18 protein-coding genes and 1 tRNA gene are annotated in these 16612 nt (G+C 64.5%); 6 read left to right on the forward strand and 13 right to left on the reverse strand.

Annotated features, from left to right (window positions below):
• Nucleotide 1 precedes the first annotated feature (1 nt).
• The 7 genes from AB4Y82_RS13915 to ccoN are packed head-to-tail and all read right to left on the reverse strand — an operon-like array spanning nt 2 to nt 5507.
• Entirely contained in the window at nt 2–484 is a 483-nt protein-coding gene (locus AB4Y82_RS13915; protein ID WP_441604435.1) for a hypothetical protein, read from the reverse strand.
• Entirely contained in the window at nt 481–2034 is a 1554-nt protein-coding gene (locus AB4Y82_RS13920) for a 4Fe-4S dicluster domain-containing protein (protein WP_441604436.1), read from the reverse strand. Before AB4Y82_RS13920 ends, AB4Y82_RS13915 begins: the two co-directional genes overlap by 4 nt.
• Nucleotides 2031–2339, reverse strand: a complete 309-nt coding sequence (locus tag AB4Y82_RS13925; protein ID WP_441604437.1) for a hypothetical protein — start codon at nt 2337–2339, stop codon at nt 2031–2033. The genes AB4Y82_RS13920 and AB4Y82_RS13925 overlap by 4 nt, the downstream gene beginning before the upstream one ends.
• The gene (gene ccoP, locus AB4Y82_RS13930; protein WP_441604438.1) at nt 2336–3271 is read right to left on the reverse strand and encodes a cytochrome-c oxidase, cbb3-type subunit III; all 936 of its coding nucleotides are present in this window, start codon (nt 3269–3271) and stop codon (nt 2336–2338) included. The genes AB4Y82_RS13925 and ccoP overlap by 4 nt, the downstream gene beginning before the upstream one ends.
• The gene (locus tag AB4Y82_RS13935; protein WP_441604439.1) at nt 3268–3408 is read right to left on the reverse strand and encodes a cbb3-type cytochrome oxidase subunit 3; all 141 of its coding nucleotides are present in this window, start codon (nt 3406–3408) and stop codon (nt 3268–3270) included. The genes ccoP and AB4Y82_RS13935 overlap by 4 nt, the downstream gene beginning before the upstream one ends.
• 1 nt (nt 3409) lies before the next feature.
• On the reverse strand, nt 3410–4051 hold the full coding sequence (gene ccoO / locus AB4Y82_RS13940; protein ID WP_441604440.1) for a cytochrome-c oxidase, cbb3-type subunit II: 642 nt from the start codon (nt 4049–4051) through the stop codon (nt 3410–3412).
• A gap of 10 nt (nt 4052–4061) precedes the next feature.
• Nucleotides 4062–5507, reverse strand: coding sequence for a cytochrome-c oxidase, cbb3-type subunit I (ccoN, locus tag AB4Y82_RS13945; RefSeq protein ID WP_441604441.1), 1446 nt, complete (start codon nt 5505–5507; stop codon nt 4062–4064).
• Between the two features lie 217 nt (nt 5508–5724).
• Here ccoN and metF point away from each other — a divergent pair, with 217 nt between their 5' ends.
• The 3 genes from metF to AB4Y82_RS13960 all read left to right on the forward strand — a co-directional run bounded on the left by metF (nt 5725) and on the right by AB4Y82_RS13960 (nt 8186).
• The gene (gene metF, locus AB4Y82_RS13950) at nt 5725–6552 is read left to right on the forward strand and encodes a methylenetetrahydrofolate reductase [NAD(P)H] (protein WP_441604442.1); all 828 of its coding nucleotides are present in this window, start codon (nt 5725–5727) and stop codon (nt 6550–6552) included.
• Nucleotides 6553–6580: 28 nt separating this feature from the next.
• Nucleotides 6581–7192: a DUF4124 domain-containing protein gene (locus AB4Y82_RS13955; RefSeq protein ID WP_441604443.1), complete on the forward strand. Its 612-nt coding sequence runs from the start codon at nt 6581–6583 to the stop codon at nt 7190–7192.
• Between the two features lie 76 nt (nt 7193–7268).
• Entirely contained in the window at nt 7269–8186 is a 918-nt protein-coding gene (locus AB4Y82_RS13960; protein ID WP_441604444.1) for a branched-chain amino acid transaminase, read from the forward strand.
• A 273-nt stretch (nt 8187–8459) separates the two neighbouring features.
• Here the strand turns inward: AB4Y82_RS13960 and AB4Y82_RS13965 are convergent, their stop codons facing one another.
• The 6 genes from AB4Y82_RS13965 to AB4Y82_RS13990 all read right to left on the reverse strand — a co-directional run bounded on the left by AB4Y82_RS13965 (nt 8460) and on the right by AB4Y82_RS13990 (nt 12840).
• Nucleotides 8460–9743 carry a sensor histidine kinase gene (locus AB4Y82_RS13965; RefSeq protein WP_441604445.1) on the reverse strand — a complete coding sequence of 428 codons (1284 nt, stop codon included), beginning with the start codon at nt 9741–9743 and terminating at the stop codon, nt 8460–8462.
• Entirely contained in the window at nt 9727–10413 is a 687-nt protein-coding gene (locus tag AB4Y82_RS13970; RefSeq protein ID WP_046972192.1) for a response regulator transcription factor, read from the reverse strand. Before AB4Y82_RS13970 ends, AB4Y82_RS13965 begins: the two co-directional genes overlap by 17 nt.
• A gap of 292 nt (nt 10414–10705) precedes the next feature.
• The gene (locus AB4Y82_RS13975; RefSeq protein ID WP_441604446.1) at nt 10706–11191 is read right to left on the reverse strand and encodes a hypothetical protein; all 486 of its coding nucleotides are present in this window, start codon (nt 11189–11191) and stop codon (nt 10706–10708) included.
• 117 nt (nt 11192–11308) lie between these two features.
• Complete coding sequence (gene rimK, locus AB4Y82_RS13980) at nt 11309–12226, reverse strand: 30S ribosomal protein S6--L-glutamate ligase (protein WP_441604447.1); 918 nt, start codon at nt 12224–12226, stop codon at nt 11309–11311.
• Nucleotides 12223–12678 carry an ATP-dependent zinc protease family protein gene (locus tag AB4Y82_RS13985; protein WP_441604448.1) on the reverse strand — a complete coding sequence of 152 codons (456 nt, stop codon included), beginning with the start codon at nt 12676–12678 and terminating at the stop codon, nt 12223–12225. The genes rimK and AB4Y82_RS13985 overlap by 4 nt, the downstream gene beginning before the upstream one ends.
• 88 nt (nt 12679–12766) lie before the next feature.
• Nucleotides 12767–12840 (reverse strand) — tRNA-Gly (locus AB4Y82_RS13990).
• A gap of 306 nt (nt 12841–13146) precedes the next feature.
• Between AB4Y82_RS13990 and AB4Y82_RS13995 the strand changes: the two genes are divergently transcribed.
• The 3 genes from AB4Y82_RS13995 (at nt 13147) to AB4Y82_RS14005 (ending at nt 16611) form a co-directional block, all read left to right on the forward strand.
• Nucleotides 13147–15459 (forward strand): DUF6600 domain-containing protein, encoded by a 2313-nt coding sequence (locus AB4Y82_RS13995; protein ID WP_441604449.1) that lies wholly within the window; start codon nt 13147–13149, stop codon nt 15457–15459.
• A 90-nt stretch (nt 15460–15549) separates the two neighbouring features.
• Complete coding sequence (thiS, locus tag AB4Y82_RS14000) at nt 15550–15750, forward strand: sulfur carrier protein ThiS (protein ID WP_441611411.1); 201 nt, start codon at nt 15550–15552, stop codon at nt 15748–15750.
• Nucleotides 15751–15810: 60 nt separating this feature from the next.
• Complete coding sequence (locus AB4Y82_RS14005) at nt 15811–16611, forward strand: thiazole synthase (protein ID WP_441604450.1); 801 nt, start codon at nt 15811–15813, stop codon at nt 16609–16611.
• The last annotated feature ends 1 nt before the right edge of the window (nt 16612 follow it).

Genomic DNA, 16612 nt, shown 5'->3' on the forward strand with positions numbered 1-16612 from the left:
ATCAGGGCGTCAGGCGTATCGCTCGCGCCTGCGCCGTCCAATGTCCGTGCAGCGACCAGGCCTCATTGTCCGGGCTCAATTCCACCGCCCAGGCTTGCCCGCCGTCCAGCGAACCGACGCCGCGCCAGCCCAGTTCGCTGGGCGATAGCTCAACCATGCGTTCCGCAACCTGCGAGTCGCCAGCCCGCAGCGTCAGTCGCAGCTTGCCGCCACGCGGGAAGTCGCCGTCCATGGGTACGGCTTCGATCATGTCGCCCTTCAAGCGAAGCACCAGACCCTTGGTGGCGACTTCCGTGGAGGGCTCGTCCTGCGCGGAGACCAGCATCTTTCCGACTCGCGTGGCCTGCGTGATGGTTTCCATGTCTTGGCGACCGGGACGCACGGCCGCAAACAACAAGGCGAAGCCGATCGCCACGGAAGCCAGCGGCAGACCCACCAGCATCCACACCATCGGTTCGCGCCAGGTACTGCGTGTCTGGTTCATGGCAAGGGTCCAAAGAAACTGCTTTTGACGTCGACACCGACGTTGGCGTCGAGGTCGCGCACGTGGAAGGTCACCTCATGGCGGCCGGTGATGTCCGCCGCCGTCGTGACGATCAGCGGCACCGAAAGCACCTCGCCGCTCTCGGCACGCACGGCTTGCACGCCACCGCCCAGTCGCAGGTCGGGCAGATCAGCCGAACTCACGTCGATCGCGAAGTGGTGTGGCGTTTGCGCCTTGTTGACCAGCTTCAGCGTGTAAGCATTCTGGATGTCGCCGTCGGCATCCTCGCTGTACATCGCATTGCGATCGCGCAGCACTTCAGCCATCACAGGACTGCGATGGGTGACGCCATAAAACCAGCCGCTCATCAGAGCCAGCAGCAATGCGCCATAGGCCAGCACACGTGTGCGTACGAGTCTGGCCGGCTTGCCATCGATTTGGTTCTGGGTGGTATAGCGAATCAGGCCCTGCGGATAGCCGACCTTGCCCATCACCTCGTCGCAGGCATCAATACACGCGCCACAGGCAATGCATTCGTACTGCAGACCGTTGCGGATATCGATGCCGACCGGACACACCTGTACGCAGATCGTGCAATCGACGCAGTCGCCCAGCTCTTCCAAAGAAAACTTGGGCAACGGCGCAGCCTGTTCGCCCAGCGCCGCGAGCGTAATCGTGCCACCGGCCTGCGCGCGATGATCCGCAGCGGAAGGATGCTGACTGGCGCGGAACACATAGTCGTAGGCCGTGACGGTGTCGAGCAGCCCGCGCGCCCGGCTCAGCACACTGGCAAGACCACGCTTGCGCGGACCGCGTGGCTCGCCGCGCATCGGGTCATAGGCGATGAGCAAGGTGTTGCGGTCGAACATCGCACTCTGGAAGCGCGCGTAGGGGCACATGTACTTGCAGACCTGCTGCCGGAGGAAGCCGGCATTGCCCCAGGTGGCGAATGCATAGAACAGGATCCAGAACGCTTCCCAACCGCCCCATCCCAAAGGCGTGCGCCGCGCCAGCTCGCCGATCGGACTGAAGTAACCCACGAAGGAAAAACCGGTCCACAGCGAGAACACTGCCCATAGCGCGTGGCGCGCGCTCTTCCGCAGGATTCTTTCGCGCGTCCATGGCGACGCATCGAGCTTCATGCGCTTGTTGCGATCGCCTTCGCACCAGCGTTCGATCCACAGCGACACTTCGGTCCATACCGTCTGCGGGCAGGCGTAGCCGCAGAACAAGCGACCTGCCAAGGCGGTGAAGAAGAACAGCGCCAGCGCCGCGATGATCAACAACACCGAAAGAAACAGGAGATCCTGGGGCAGGAACAGCCATCCAAATACATGGAATTTTCGCGCCGGCAGGTCCAGCAGGACGGCCTGCCGCCCCTGCCATGTCAGCCAGGGAAAGCTGTAGTACATGCCCAGCAGCCAGATAACCGCGGCCACCCGCAGGCGGTTGAAACGGCCCGAGACATCGCGCGGATAGACCTTGCGCTCGCTGACGTAGTACGAATCGCTCCCGTCATCGATGACCTGGAGCGGAATGCGGCGACTCATGGTGTCTTACCCGAACGTGGAAGTGATCGCACCGCACGACTCGGGCGCAGCAGGATCCAGGTGAACAGGCTGGACGAGGCCGTCGCCAGCCAGATCAGGAAGAAACCCAGCGTGTAGCCGAGTTCACGTCCGATCTTCAACGCGGGAAAGGTGATGTCGCGCAGGGCGATCGGATCGATGAAGGCAAAGAACACCACCGTCACCACACCAGCCACGAAGAAGCTTGGCCAGAGCAAGGCACCCAGACTCTGCGCGACCGGCGCGGGCTGGTGTCCGTGGGTGACGGTGGTATTCCTGTCGATCATTCGGCGACCACCGCACCCGCGGGTGGCGCATCCTTGTGGGGCGACAACGTCCATACATAAGCACCGACCAATCGCGTGCGCGTATCGCCAAGCACGGGCTTCCACGCAGGCATGACGCCCTGCCGGCCTTCGTTCAGCGCTTTGTGCAACGAGGCCTTGCTGCTGCCGTAGAGCCAATAGCTGTCGCTCAGGTCGGGGGCGCCCACGATTTGGTTGCCCTTGCCCTGGGGACCATGGCAGGCCACGCAGATCGTCTGGAACAGCTTCTCGCCGCGCTCGCTTGCCTCGTCCCTGGCTTGCGTCGGCTTGGACAAGGACAACACATAGGCAATGGTGTCGTCGACGGCCGTCGGGCCGCCTTGCGCGGTAAGCGTGGTCGCCCAGGCGGGCATGACCGCCTGCCTGCCCTCCTGGATCGTCTCCAGGATGCGATGCGGTGTGCCGCCCCAATGCCAGATGTCGTCGGTCAGATCGGGAAAGCCGGTGGCGCCGTGGCCGGTCGAACCATGGCAGGCCGCACAGCGATTGATGAAGATCGTGCGCCCCATCGCGACCGCCTGCGGGTTCTTCGCCAGTACGTCGATGGACTGGCCGGCATAGAGCTTCAGGGCGTCGTCCAGGCGTGCGTCTTCGGCCGCCGACTCCAACGCCCATTCCTTGTGCGAGCTCCAATGTCCCAGGCCCTGCAACGTGCCGACGCCGAACCAGATCAGGTAGCCCACGGCGAACACGATGGTGATGTAGAACAGGTTGATCCACCAACGCGGCAGCGGCTTGTTGTACTCGGTGATGTTGCCGTCCCATACATGGCCTGTTTCATCAGGCTTGGGATCGTTCGGGCTACGGCGCGTATTGCCGCGCAACAGCCACACGCAGCCGATCAGGTTGGCCACCACGATGGCGATGACGTACCAGGTCCATCCGGAAGTCATGCGATTTCCTCCTTGTCATCTTCCAGCGGCATCAGCGCGGCGGCATCCATCGCCGGCTTGGTGGCCGGCCGCCAGATCCATATGCAGGCGCTGACAAAGAGCACCAGCAAGAAGGCGGTAATCAGTCCAGGAACCATCTCACTCCGCTCCTTCGGCAGCCTGCATGTCGGCCTGCGACACATGCGTGCCCAGCGCCTGCAGATAGGCGATCACCGCATCGAGTTCGGTCTTGCCTTCGACGGCCTTGGCCGCGCCTGCGATGTCTTCTTCGCTATACGGATCGCCGATGCGTTTCAGCGCACGCATGTGCGTGGCCACTCCCTCGCCATCGAGCTTGTTGTCCGCCAGCCACGGATAACCGGGCATGTTGGACTCGGGCACGACGTCGCGCGGGTTGTGCAGATGCGCGCGATGCCAGTCGTCGGAATAGCCGCGCAATCCGACGCGCGCCAGATCGGGGCCGGTGCGCTTGCTGCCCCACTGGAACGGATGGTCGTAAACCGATTCGCCGGCCAGCGAATAATGTCCGTAGCGCTCGGTTTCAAAGCGCAGCGTGCGCACCATCTGCGAATGGCAGTTGTAGCAGCCTTCGCGGACGTAGACGTCGAAGCCCGCCAGCTGCAGCGCGGGATACGGCTTGACGCCCGGCAACGGCTTGATCGTTTCGGCCTGGAACATCAGCGGCACGATTTCGGCGAGACCGCCAAAGGAAACGGCAACTGCCACCAGGATGGCCATGAGGCCGATGTTCTTTTCGAGTTTTGCGTGTGTCTGGCTCATGTCTGTTCCTTCAGGCACGGGCGTCGGCGGCGTCGGGCGCGAGCAGCGGTTGCGGCTCGGTGCTCGCGGCGGCCAGGCGGAACGTCTTGAACACGTTCCAGCCCATCACCAGCATGCCGGACAGCACGATCAAGCCGCCGCCGATGCGCACGAGGTAATACGGCTTGGTGGCGTTGAGCGCTTCGACAAAGGCGTAAGTGAGCGTGCCGGTGTCGGGATCGGTGGCGCGCCACATCAGGCCCTGCGTCACGCCGGCAATCCACATCGCGGTGATGTAGACCACCACGCCGACGGTATGCAGCCAGAAGTGCAGATCGATCAGCCTGGTCGAATACATCCTGGGCAGGCGCAGCAGGCGCGGCAGCATCGCGTAGATGGAGCCGATGGAAATCATCGCGACCCAGCCCAGCGCACCCGAATGCACGTGGCCGATGGTCCAGTCGGTGTAGTGGCTGAGCGAGTTGACCGTCTTGATCGACATCATCGGTCCCTCGAACGTGCTCATCATGTAGAACGAGAGCGAGACGACGAGGAACTTCAGGATCGGATCGGTGCGCAGCTTGTACCAGACGCCCGACAGCGTGAGGATGCCGTTGATCGCACCGCCCCACGAGGGCGCCAGCAGCACCAGCGAAAACACCATGCCCAGGTTCTGCGCCCAGTCGGGCAATGCGGTGTACTGCAGGTGATGCGGACCAGCCCACATGTAGATGGCGATCAGCGCCCAGAAGTGCACGATCGACAGGCGGTACGAATAGATCGGGCGATCGGCCTGCTTGGGCACGAAGTAATACATCATGCCGAGGAAGGCGGTGGTCAGGAAGAAACCCACCGCGTTATGGCCGTACCACCACTGCACCATCGCATCCACCGCACCCGAGTACACCGAGTACGACTTCATCGGGCCGGCCGGAATGGCCAGATGGTTGACCACATGCAACAACGCAATGGTGATGATGTACGCGCCGTAGAACCAGTTGGCGACGTAGATGTGCTTCACCTTGCGCTTGACGATGGTGCCGAAGAACAACACCGCATACGCCACCCACACGATGGTGATCAGGATGGCGATCGGCCACTCGAGTTCGGCGTACTCCTTGCCCTGGGTATAGCCCAGCGGCAGCGAGATGGCGGCGGCCACGATCACCAGCTGCCAGCCCCAGAACACGAAGGCGGCGAGCTTGTCGGAGATCAGGCGCACATGGCAGGTGCGCTGCACGGTGTACAGGCTGGTGGCGAACAGCGCGCAACCGCCGAACGCAAAAATCACCGCATTGGTATGCAGTGGGCGCAGTCGGCCGTAGCTGAGCCACGGGATATCGAAATTGAGGGCGGGCCAATACAGCTGGGCAGCGATGAAGACGCCCACCAGCATGCCGACCACGCCCCAGACCACGGTCATCACGGAAAACTGCCGTATGACCTTGTCGTTGTAACTCCCCTCGACGCCCACCATGAAGCCCACTCCTAGGCATAACTGAACGGATGGGAGTCTGGGGGCCGGGCGGAAGTGGCCAATTGATCTGGATCAATGGCGACGCCGTCATCGCCTGCCGCGGTTTGTCGCAGGCGGGCGCGGCAGCGAGGCTGAACGCCCGCCCTGGTCTAGACATCTCTATATCGCGAGAAAGAGATATATACTCTCGCCCAACGCCACCGCAGGGACCATCCCGATGTCGAGCATCAGCTTTGAGTTCTTCCCGCCCAAGACCGACGAACAGCGCACGCAGCTCGACCAGTCCGCGGCGCTGCTGAAGTCCCGTGCGCCCGAGTACGTCTCGGTGACGTTTGGTGCAGGCGGGTCAACGCTGAGCTACACCGGTGAAACCGTGCACCGGCTGCACACGACCCACGGGCTTAGCGTGGCGCCGCACCTTTCCTGCGTAGGCGGCACGCGCGCGGAGCTGGGCGCCCTGCTCGACGACTATCGCGCGGCCGGTTATCGACGCATCGTCGCACTGCGCGGCGACCTGCCCTCGGGCATGGCTACGCCCGGCGACTTCCGTTACGCGTCCGAACTGGTGCGTTTCATCCGCGAGCATTCGGGCGATCACTTTCATATCGAAGTGGCCGCGTACCCGGAAATGCATCCGCAGGCCGACGATGCACTGGCCGACCTTCGCCATTTCAAGGCCAAGGTGGACGCCGGCGCCGATGGCGCGATCACGCAGTACTTCTTCAACGCCGATGCCTATTTCCGCTTCGTCGACGACGTGCGGCGTCTTGGCGTGAAGGTGCCGATCGTGCCCGGCATCATGCCCATCTCCAATTATTCGCAGCTCAAGCGTTTCTCCGATGGCTGCGGTGCCGAGATCCCGCGCTGGATCGCCAAGCGCATGCTGGCCCACGGTGACGATGCCGCTTCGATCCGCGAGCTGGGCGCCGACGTGGTGGCGCAAATGTGTCGCCGGTTGCTGGAAGGCGGCGCGCCGTCGTTGCATTTCTATACCTTGAACCGCGCACGTCCCACGCTTGCGATCCTCGACCGGCTGCACGGATAGGCAACGACATCGGGCGTAAGCTCGATGGATGAAGCGAATCGGCTGCGCGCTACTGCTGTTCCTGTTGCCGCTCTGCGCGATGGCGCAGGACGGCATTCATCGCTGCATCGGCGCGGACGGCAATCCCCTGTTCACCGATCAGCCGTGTGCCGCCCTGCAGGCGACGCCGGTGAATACGCCACCTGCGGCCACGAAAGCACCGGTGACGCAGGACGTCTCGACCCTCGGCGCCAGCACGCCGCCGCCGGTGAGCTGCGCCACGTCGGTAGGCGCGCTGCGCCAGGGCATGATCGACGCGTTCGCTGCGCGCGATCCCAATCGACTGGCCGGGCTGATGATCTGGAACGGCTACGGCCGTGATGCCGTGGTTGCAGACATCCGCTCGCTCGGTTCGCTGATGCAGCGTCCCTTGCTCGATATCGGCACGGCGTCGGAAATCGACGACTCACCGCCGCCCCCCAGCGACGATCCACTGTTGAGCTCGCCCGCCGCCGATGCGACGCGACCCCCTCCCTCATCGAGCGGCGACCAGCAACTGGTCGTACGCACGGCATCGGGGGACGCCAGCGGCGTGGCACGCGAGACCCGCTTCACGGTGGTCAAGCGCTCCGGCTGCCTGTGGTTGCGCGCTTCGGGCTGACCCGCATTGGTGCTGCGCAAAATCGCCCATGCCGCCGCCGCGGTATCATGGCGCGATTTTTCCCCGGAGATCCCCCATGGCGCAGCAGTACCCCGATTGGATCTGGCAGAACGGTGCCATCAAGCCCTGGCAGGACGCCACCACGCACGTGATGGCGCATGCGCTGCACTACGGCTCGTCGGTGTTCGAAGGCATCCGCAGTTATGCCACGCCGGACGGCGCGGCGATTTTTCGCCTGACCGACCACCTCAAGCGCCTCTACCAGTCGGCCAAGATCTACGACATGGTCGTGCCCTACTCGCAGGACGAGCTCGCTGCAGCTTGCCGCGACGTGGTGCGCAAGAACGGCCTCTCGGCCGCCTACCTGCGCCCGGTGGCTTACCGCGGCCTGGGTGGTTTCGGCCTGTCGGCGGAAACGCCCATCGATGTGGCCGTCGCCGCCTGGCCGATGGGCCCGTATCTCGGTCCGGAGGCGTTGGAAAGCGGCATCGATGCCTGCGTATCGAGCTGGCAGCGCTTTGCGCCCAACACCATTCCGGCCGGCGCCAAGGCCGGCGGCAATTACCTTTCCGGCCAGCTGATCGCGCGTGAAGCGCGCCGCCTGGGCTTCGGTGAAGGCATCGCCATGGCTTCCACCGGCCTGCTCAGCGAAGGCGCGGGCGAGAACCTCTTCCTGGTGTTCGACGGCGTGCTGCACACCACCCCGGCCAGCGCATCCATTCTTGCCGGCATCACGCGCGACTCGATCAAGACGCTGGCCCGCGAGGACGGCATCGAAGTGGTCGAGCGCGACATCCCGCGTGAATACCTCTATTTGTGCGACGAACTGCTGATGTGCGGCACGGCCGCGGAGATCACGCCGATCCGCGCGGTGGACGGCAAGCAGATCGGCAGCGGCAAGGCCGGCCGCGTGACGCGTCGCCTGCAGGAGCTGTTCTTTGGCCTGTTCAATGGCAAGACCAACGACCAGTGGGGTTGGCTGGAGCCGCTTTGAGTTTTTGACTGAGAGCGGCAGTCATGGAAGCGGCGCCGTGATGGCGCCGCTTTTGTTTTGTTGAATGCAGCGTTGCGGCGCGCCTTCAGTTGAAAGGCACTTCTCCTGGCCGTCATTCCGGCGCAGGCCGGAATCCGGTGGCGCCGGTGTCCGGTTGTCGGATCATGGCGGCCTGCTCTGGAAGTGACAGCGAAAACTCGAGCGCATCGCCACTGGATTCCGGCCTGCGCCGGAACGACGAGCTAAGAGCGAGGCGTACCTCGCGCCATTCGATCAGCCGAACACGATGCTCGCGACAGCCCCATTGGTGTCGGTACGCGGACGCATCGACACATCCCAGCCGTACAGGTCGCACAAGCGACGCACGATCGCCAGGCCCAGCCCCGCGCCACTGCCACCGGCACCTTCGCCGCGCACGCCACGCTGGAAAAGACGCTCGGCATCTTCGGGCTTGATGCCCGGGCCGGTGTCGATCACTTCGATGCGATCGGCGCTCACCTCCACCGTGACACGCCCTTCGAGCGTGTACTTGATGGCGTTGCCGATCAGGTTGGTGAGCGCCACGGCGAGCACCGATGCCGGCGCATTGATGCTTGCCGAATGCTTGACTCGCAGTTCCACTTCCAGCGGCTTGTCGCGCATTTGCGGACGCTGGCTTTCGATCACGTCCGAGGCCACCTTGCACACGTCGGTGGTTTCGCCGCGCGTGGGGCCGCGACGTTCCGCGCGCGACAGCAGCAGCAAGGCCTCGATCAGTTCGGTCGCCTGACGCGACGAGCGCTCGATGCGCTTGAGGCGCTCGCGCAACTTGTCGGTGAGATCAGGCGAGCCCTGCAGCAGTTCGGTGGTGCTGGAAATGACTGCCAGCGGCGTGCGCAGCTCGTGGCTCACGTCGGAGTTGAATTCGCGGTCGCGCTCCACCATCGCGGTGAGTCGTTGCGAGTATTCGTCGAGCGCGAGCGCCAGCTCGCCCACTTCGTCGTCGGCGAAATGCGGCGCCAGCAATTCGGCCTTGCCGTTCTTGCGGAAATCGCGGAGCCGGCGGGCGAGCTCGCTGACCGGCTTAAGCACCTTGCGCGAAAGCCACAGACCCAGCACCAACGACAGCAAACCAAACAGGAAGACAGCCGCGATCACGCTGAACAGCAGTTGCTGCTTGCCCAGCTCTTCCCGCGATACGTCGTAACGCAGGAAGCTTATGATGCCGTTCTCGCGATAGACGGCCAACTTGTAGTGATGGCGCTGGCCATCCTGGTCGTTCTCGTAAATGTCGTGAACGCCGTTGTCCAGGTTCTGCCATGTCAGCGGCGCTTTATAGATCGTGCGATCGCTATACATGCTGCCGGTGAGCAGGCGCGACCCGGCGGGTGCGCCAGGGTGTTGCTGCGCCTGCTGGTTCGCCCAGCGCGCATCGTCAATCAGGCTGGAGTTGACCAACTGGTCCTCCACCCGACTGCGAATATTCAACGCCGCAAACGCAAACAACGCGCTGAGGCCGAAACCGAACAGCGCGAAGGAGACGACCAGGCGAAACCTGAGCTTACGCCTGGACTGCATCCGGTTCGACCATTCGATAACCGATACCGTGACGCGTGTGGATCAGCGGCTTGTCGAACGGCTTGTCGATGGCCGCACGCAGGCCATGGATATGCACGCGCAACGAATCGCTGTCGGGCAGTTCTTCGCCCCACACGCGCTGCTCCAGGTCCTGACGGGTGACCACCGAGGGGCTCGCCTCCATCAGGGCTTGCAGCAGCTTCAGCCCGATCGGGTTGAGCTGGATCGACTTGCCTTCACGGGTGACCGTGAGCGTGTCGAGGTTGTAGGTGAGATCACCCACCTTGAGGACGCGGCTCTGCGGACCCTTGCCGCGACGGGCCAGCACTTCCAGGCGCGCTGCCAGTTCCTGCAGGGCGAACGGCTTGGTCATGTAGTCGTCGGCGCCAGACTCAAAGCCGGTGAGCTTCTGCTCCAGCGCATCACGCGCGGTCAGCATCAGGATCGGCGTTTGCTTGTGGGCCTCGTGGCGCAGCTTGCGGGCCACGTCCAGGCCGTCCATGCCCGGCAGGGTCAGGTCGAGCACGATCACGTCAAAGTCGTGCACGACGGCCAGATGCAGCCCCGTGACGCCATCGCCGGCGAAATCGACCACATGGCCGCGGTCTTCCAGATAATCGCCGATGTTGGTGGCGATATCGCTGTTGTCTTCGATCACCAGTACGCGCATGCGTCCTCCATACGCAGCCGGCATGAGGCCGGCCGAGGCAACAAGCTTAACAAGCTTGTGGTGGGGAAAGGGGCCTCGCGGGGAAGAAAGCTGAACGAGGCCGGGCATCGGGCAAGAAAAAAGCCCAGGCCGCTCGACTCGTGGTCGCTCGCCTGGGCTCAAGCTACTGCCCCGATACCGAAATCTGCTGTCACCAGCCCTTACGGAAGTGCCAACAAATTGCAGTGGGGACTTTATAGGTGTCGTGCAGTTACACGGCGGTTAACCGCTACTCACAACGCCGTTAATGGGCTTAATTGCCGCCCCGCGGATTCTGGACCTTCATCATGTCCTGCTTCATGCGCTGCGACTGATCATTCTCTTCGTTGATCTGACGCTGGGTCTTGCACACCGTCTTGGGAATGTTCGAGCCCATCGGCTTGACCTGCTCGCACACTTCGCGATTGCCGTCGTTGCGGGTCAGGATCGCGTTCACTTCCGACTGCTTGTTGTACAGATCGACCTTGGCCGACTGATCCATGGCGTCGACCGTGCCGAACTTGTCGTACAGCGATTCCATGCTGCTGAGGTCGCGATCAACCGTCGCCTGGTCGCCTGCCTTCACGGAATCGAACCGACCGCCGGGAGCCATCTGCTGACGAACATGGTCGGCTACCGCAGCGAATTCGTCCTTGGTAGTGGCCTTGACGTCAGGCTTGGTTTCCTTTGCTTGAACCGTCGCCACCTGCAACACGAGCATCATCGCCGCCGTGACCGGCAGCCAGTACTTCCGCTTCATTGATTTCCTCCACCCTGCGGCATCCCCCCTCGGGACGCGCCCTGCAGGAACTCCCATGCTAGGCCGGCTTTCGGCGTGGGGTCAAAGGCCAAAAGTGGTAGTCCTGCACAAATGAACTCAACCGGCCCGTTGCGAGCGCCGTTTGATGGGGGCCGCAACGGCGCCCGACTCGTTTTCCAGGAGCTGGATGATCGCGCCCGCCACATTCACGCCAGTGGCGGCCTCGATGCCCTCCAGGCCAGGCGAGGCGTTCACTTCCAGGATCAAGGGGCCGCGTTTGGAGCGCAGCATGTCCACGCCGGCCACGCCCAGGCCCAGGGCCGCGGCGGCACGAACGGCAATCCGGCGCTCCTCGGCGCTCAGCGTGGCGGCCTTGGCGGTGGCCCCGCGATGGATATTGGCGCGGAATTCACCCGGGCTGGCCTCCCGCTGCATGGCCGCGACCACCTTCTTGCCCACCACGAAGCAACGCAAGTCGGTGCCCTTGGCCTCAGCGATGAACTCCTGCACGAGGAAGTTGGCGTAGAGGCCGCGGAAGGCCTCGATGACGCTCTGCGATGCACTGCGCTTTTCGGCCAGTACCACGCCGGTGCCCTGGCTGCCTTCATTGAGCTTGATCACGTGCGGCGGCTCGCCCAGCATGGCCAGCACGTCGGCGGTGTCGTCGGGGTTGTCGCCGAACACCGTGGCCGGCATGTCCAGGCCCTTGGCCGCCAGGATCTGCAGCGAGCGCAGCTTGTCGCGTGCGCTCAAGACCGAGTCGGAGGTATTGGGCGTGTACACGCCCATCATTTCCAGCTGGCGCAGCACGGCAGTGCCATAAAACGTGCTGGTGACGCCGATGCGCGGGATGACTGCGTCAATGCCCTTGATCGCCTTGCCCTTGTAGCGGATGGACATATTGCCCGGCGCGATGCGCACGTAGCAGCGCAGCGGATCGAGCACGCGCACGACGTGTCCCCGCTCGCGCGCGACATCGACCAGGCGCTGCGTCGAGTACAGACGAGTGTTGCGCGAAAGTATGGCAATTTTCATGAAACACCCGTCGTGCCCGCCCGGATCGGTCGAGGCTGTGTGTAGGAAAGCGCAGGATCCACCGCAAATCGCCCGTGCAAGGCGCTACGGCCGAGCAGCATGGGAAACAGCATATGGCGCCTGTCGGTCAGATTGATGTCGACGGCAAAGCGCTCACCGCCCACCACCACGTCGGTGCGGATAAACCAGCGCAGCGTGCGCCGGCCACCCGTATCGGTGACGGCACGCCGGTCCAGCGCGAGGGTTTCGCAGGTCACGGCGACACGATGGCGCCCACCCACGGTGACGGAAAAACGCAGCCACGTATCGCCGGCGCGCACGAAGCTTTCCAGCGAGTCCACGTGCAAGGAACTGCTACGCGCGCCGGTATCGAGTTTGGCCTTGAGCAGAGGAATGCCGAGCATCGGCAATGCCAAGCGCTCCCGCCAGCCGAGGGTAGTCACATCCGCCATGATCAGCGCACGCCGCAAGGGTTACGTGTAGGGAGCTCGGTGGGGTCCAGAGCAATGGAGTCGAGAGCAACGGGGTCGAGACCAACTATGGAGCGGGTGAAGGGAATCGAACCCTCGTCAGTAGCTTGGGAAGCTACAGCTCTACCATTGAGCTACACCCGCATCGTTCGACGATGGTAACCCGCCTCCGCGGGGCTTGGGAACCGCCGCCCCGGATGAGGACTGCGCATCAATGGCCGCGGGTTTACGGCGCAGTTTTCCCGGTATGCCTGGATTTGGCTATCCCAACCCGGCGTGAACCGGACATGGCGGCCGGCTGAACCACTTTTTGACGCGGCCTTGCCAGTCCTTGCTAGGGATGGATCGCTCATCCGCATAATGCAGCCGTCGGCGCCGGCAATCCCATGCGTTCTTGCGGGCGACGAAACCATTCCGCGATAACCATCGCGTCCAGCTCCGGAGAACCCGATGCGTGTGCTTTCTGCTTTCCTGACATCGCCGCAAAGCTGGCGATGGATGGCAGCGGCCCTGTTGATCTGCGCCAGCGGGCTTAGCCAGGCGCAGACGCAGGCGCCACCCGATGACAACGGCGCCGGCGATCCGCCGTCGCGCGTGGCACGCCTGTCCTATCGCACCGGCGACGTGGGTCTGCTCCCTGCTGGCGAAAAGGATTGGGGCGATGCCAGCCTCAACCGCCCGCTGACCACCGGCGACCGCCTTTCCACCGGCGACGGCGGGCGCGCCGAGCTGCAGCTGGACGGCGGCACACTGCGCATCGCGGACGACTCCAACTTCGGCTTTCTCACCCTCAACGACCAGCTCACCCAGGTCGAACTGACCCAGGGCACGGCCAACGTGACGGTGCAGGGGCTCGACGATGGCCAGAGCTACGAAATCGATACGCCCACCGTGGCCCTGGTGATCGATCAACCGGGCAGCTATCGCATCGATATCAGCGAGGATGGCAAGTCCACCCGCGTCACCGACTTCGCCGGGCACGCCACGGTCTATGGCGAGGGCGGCGCGCAGCGCATGGTGGCCGCGGGCCGCTCGTACGAGTTTGTCGATTCCTCGCTGAGCGTGGTGACGATCAACGACATCCAGGGCGGCGACGAGTTCGACAACTGGGTGGACAGCCGCAACCAGCAATACGCCGCGATGCCCGCCGATCCCAATGTGTCGCCGGACATCGTGGGCGCGCAGGATCTCAACCAATACGGCAACTGGCAGAGCGATCCCGATTACGGCCAGGTCTGGTATCCCGCAAGCGTGGGCGCCGATTGGTCGCCCTATAGCGATGGCCACTGGTCCTACGTCGGCCCGTGGGGCTGGACCTGGGTGGATGCCGCGCCCTGGGGTTTCGCGCCCTATCACTATGGCCGCTGGGCCCATGTGCACAACCGCTGGGGCTGGGTGCCGGGGCCGGTGGGTGTGCGCCCGGTCTACGCGCCGGCGCTGGTGGCCTTTGTGGGTGGCGGCGTATCCATCGGCGTGGGTGGCCCGGTGGGCTGGTTCCCGCTCGGGCCGGGCGAGGTCTACAACCCGTGGTATCGCGCCAGCCGTGGCTACTACACCAACGTCAATGTCACCAATATCTATGTGCGCAACAACCGCAACCTGGTGATCAACCACATCAACGAGCGCTACAACTACTACCGCGACGGACGCGCGGCGCCCAACGAGCGCTACATCAACCGCGACGTGCCGCATGCGTTCCGCGCCATGTCGGGCCAGGATTTCGTGGCGGCGCGCAATGCGCGGCAGCATATGGCGGGTATGGATCCGCGGCGGTTCGCCGATGCCCAGGTCGCTCCGCGCGGCGTCGCCGGGATCGCGCCTGTACGCAGCAGCTTTGCGCCGCCGCGCGCCAACAACGGACGCCCCCTGCCGGCTGGCGGATTCCAGCGCGAAGTGGTGGCTCGTACCCCGCCGGCCGCGAATTTTGGCGGTCGCCCGGCCAACGTCGCCGGCAATCCGCGCATGACTCCCGAGCGGGATAATGTGCGACTCCTCAATGGCCAGGGGCCGGCCATGCGCGCCGGTGCGCCCAATCGCTCGCAAGAGGTTGCCGCTGGCCAGCCCAACCCGTCGATGCGCGGCAACCCGGCCGCGCCCATGGCGCGCCCGCAACCCCGCGGCGACAACGAACCGGGCGCCATGCGTCCGGGCGAGCTGCCGTCCTCGCGTTTTGTTCGACCGAACGGCCAGGCCCAGATCCAGCGCGGCGGGGACAACCAGCCGCGTCCGGGCGTGAGCTTCATCCCCAGCGCGCAATCCGATCGCATGCGCAGCCAGCAGGTGCCCCCGGGCAGCCTGCCCACGCCGCCGCGCATCGAACCGGCTCAACCGCAACAGGCGCGCCAGGACAACACCGCGCAGCAGCGCCAGGACATACAGCAACAGCAGATGCAGCAGCGACGGGCCGCGCAACAGCAGCAATTGGAGCAGCGCCAGCAAACCCAGCAGCAGGACGTCCAACAGCGCCAGGTAATGCAGATGCAGCAACAGTCGCCGCAACGCGACCTGATGCAGCAACGCCAGCAGATGCAGCAGCAAGAATTCCAGCAGCGCCAGGCGATGCAACAGCAGATGCAACAGCGCGACGCCATGCAGCAACGCCAGCAAATGCAACAGCGGCAGGAGATGCAGCAGCGCAACGAGGTGCCCCGCGGCAATCCTCAGCCGCAACAACCCCAGGCGCGGCCGGAGCAGCGTCAGCCGCAGCCCAACCATGAGGAGCACCGGGCGGCTCCGCGTCGGGACGACCAGCAGCGCAATTGACACGCCCTTTGACGCCCTCTGGAGGCCCGGCACCGCCGGGCCTCTTCACGCCAGGGCGGCATTCGGGCCGGCAGCCGCTACAATGGACGGATGCACATCACGCTCAATGGCAGTCCGCGCGACTGCGCCCCCGCCATCACCGTCGCCCAATTGCTTGAAGACGCCGGCTACGGCCAGCGCCGCGTCGCCGTGGAAGTGAACCAAGAGATCGTCCCGCGCAGCCTGCACGCCAGCCATAGCCTGGCCGACGGCGACCGCGTGGAAATCGTCCATGCCATCGGCGGCGGTTGATCGCCCGGGCATGCGCGTTCATGCGACGCCCAGTCGTCGCCGCAGACTGAAGACCTCACGATGAATATCAAGACGCTCGATGCTTCCGACCCGCTGATCATCGCCGGCAAGAGCTATGGCTCGCGCCTGCTCACCGGCACCGGCAAGTACAAGGATTTCGACGAGACCCGCCGCGCCAGCCAGGCCGCCGGCGCCGAGATCGTCACCGTTGCCATCCGCCGCGTGAACGTTGGCCAGGACGCCGGCCAGCCCAACCTGCTGGACGCGCTGCCGCCCGAAGAATTCACCCTGCTGCCGAATACCGCCGGCTGCTACAACGCAGTGGACGCCGTGCGCACCTGCAAGCTCGCACGCGAGCTGCTCGACGGCCACAAGCTGGTGAAACTGGAAGTACTGGGCGACCAGCGCACGCTCTTCCCCGATGTGGTGGAAACGCTCAAGGCGGCCGAAGTGCTGGTGGCCGACGGCTTCGACGTGATGGTCTACACCAGCGACGACCCGATCCTGGCCAAGCGCCTGGAAGAGATCGGCTGCGTGGCGGTGATGCCGCTGGCCGCGCCGATTGGCTCGGGCCTTGGCATCCAGAACCGCTACAACCTGCTGGAAATCATCGAGAACGCCAAGGTGCCGATCATCGTCGACGCCGGCGTGGGTACTGCCTCGGACGCCGCCATCGCGATGGAGCTGGGCTGCGACGGCGTGCTGATGAACACCGCCATCGCCGGCGCCAAGGATCCGGTGCTGATGGCGCATGCGATGAAGCTGGCGATCCAGGCCGGGCGCGCTGCCTTCAAGGCTGGACGCATCCCGCGCAAGCGCTTCGCCTCGGCATCCAGCCCCATCGACGGCACCATCGGCTGAC

It is taken from the genome of Dyella sp. 2YAF14 (assembly GCF_052114725.1).
In the GTDB taxonomy this organism is placed as follows: domain Bacteria; phylum Pseudomonadota; class Gammaproteobacteria; order Xanthomonadales; family Rhodanobacteraceae; genus Dyella.

Bases quoted from the DNA above. Each gene is read 5' to 3' on its own strand.
- AB4Y82_RS13915 (WP_441604435.1), bottom strand. From the start codon at position 484: ATGAACCAGACACGCAGTACCTGGCGCGAACCGATGGTGTGGATGCTG.
- AB4Y82_RS13920 (WP_441604436.1), bottom strand. From the start codon at position 2,034: ATGAGTCGCCGCATTCCGCTCCAGGTCATCGATGACGGGAGCGATTCG.
- AB4Y82_RS13925 (WP_441604437.1), bottom strand. From the start codon at position 2,339: ATGATCGACAGGAATACCACCGTCACCCACGGACACCAGCCCGCGCCG.
- ccoP (WP_441604438.1), bottom strand. From the start codon at position 3,271: ATGACTTCCGGATGGACCTGGTACGTCATCGCCATCGTGGTGGCCAAC.
- AB4Y82_RS13935 (WP_441604439.1), bottom strand. From the start codon at position 3,408: ATGGTTCCTGGACTGATTACCGCCTTCTTGCTGGTGCTCTTTGTCAGC.
- ccoO (WP_441604440.1), bottom strand. From the start codon at position 4,051: ATGAGCCAGACACACGCAAAACTCGAAAAGAACATCGGCCTCATGGCC.
- ccoN (WP_441604441.1), bottom strand. From the start codon at position 5,507: ATGGTGGGCGTCGAGGGGAGTTACAACGACAAGGTCATACGGCAGTTT.
- metF (WP_441604442.1), top strand. From the start codon at position 5,725: ATGTCGAGCATCAGCTTTGAGTTCTTCCCGCCCAAGACCGACGAACAG.
- AB4Y82_RS13955 (WP_441604443.1), top strand. From the start codon at position 6,581: ATGAAGCGAATCGGCTGCGCGCTACTGCTGTTCCTGTTGCCGCTCTGC.
- AB4Y82_RS13960 (WP_441604444.1), top strand. From the start codon at position 7,269: ATGGCGCAGCAGTACCCCGATTGGATCTGGCAGAACGGTGCCATCAAG.
- AB4Y82_RS13965 (WP_441604445.1), bottom strand. From the start codon at position 9,743: ATGCAGTCCAGGCGTAAGCTCAGGTTTCGCCTGGTCGTCTCCTTCGCG.
- AB4Y82_RS13970 (WP_046972192.1), bottom strand. From the start codon at position 10,413: ATGCGCGTACTGGTGATCGAAGACAACAGCGATATCGCCACCAACATC.
- AB4Y82_RS13975 (WP_441604446.1), bottom strand. From the start codon at position 11,191: ATGAAGCGGAAGTACTGGCTGCCGGTCACGGCGGCGATGATGCTCGTG.
- rimK (WP_441604447.1), bottom strand. From the start codon at position 12,226: ATGAAAATTGCCATACTTTCGCGCAACACTCGTCTGTACTCGACGCAG.
- AB4Y82_RS13985 (WP_441604448.1), bottom strand. From the start codon at position 12,678: ATGGCGGATGTGACTACCCTCGGCTGGCGGGAGCGCTTGGCATTGCCG.
- AB4Y82_RS13995 (WP_441604449.1), top strand. From the start codon at position 13,147: ATGCGTGTGCTTTCTGCTTTCCTGACATCGCCGCAAAGCTGGCGATGG.
- thiS (WP_441611411.1), top strand. From the start codon at position 15,550: ATGCACATCACGCTCAATGGCAGTCCGCGCGACTGCGCCCCCGCCATC.
- AB4Y82_RS14005 (WP_441604450.1), top strand. From the start codon at position 15,811: ATGAATATCAAGACGCTCGATGCTTCCGACCCGCTGATCATCGCCGGC.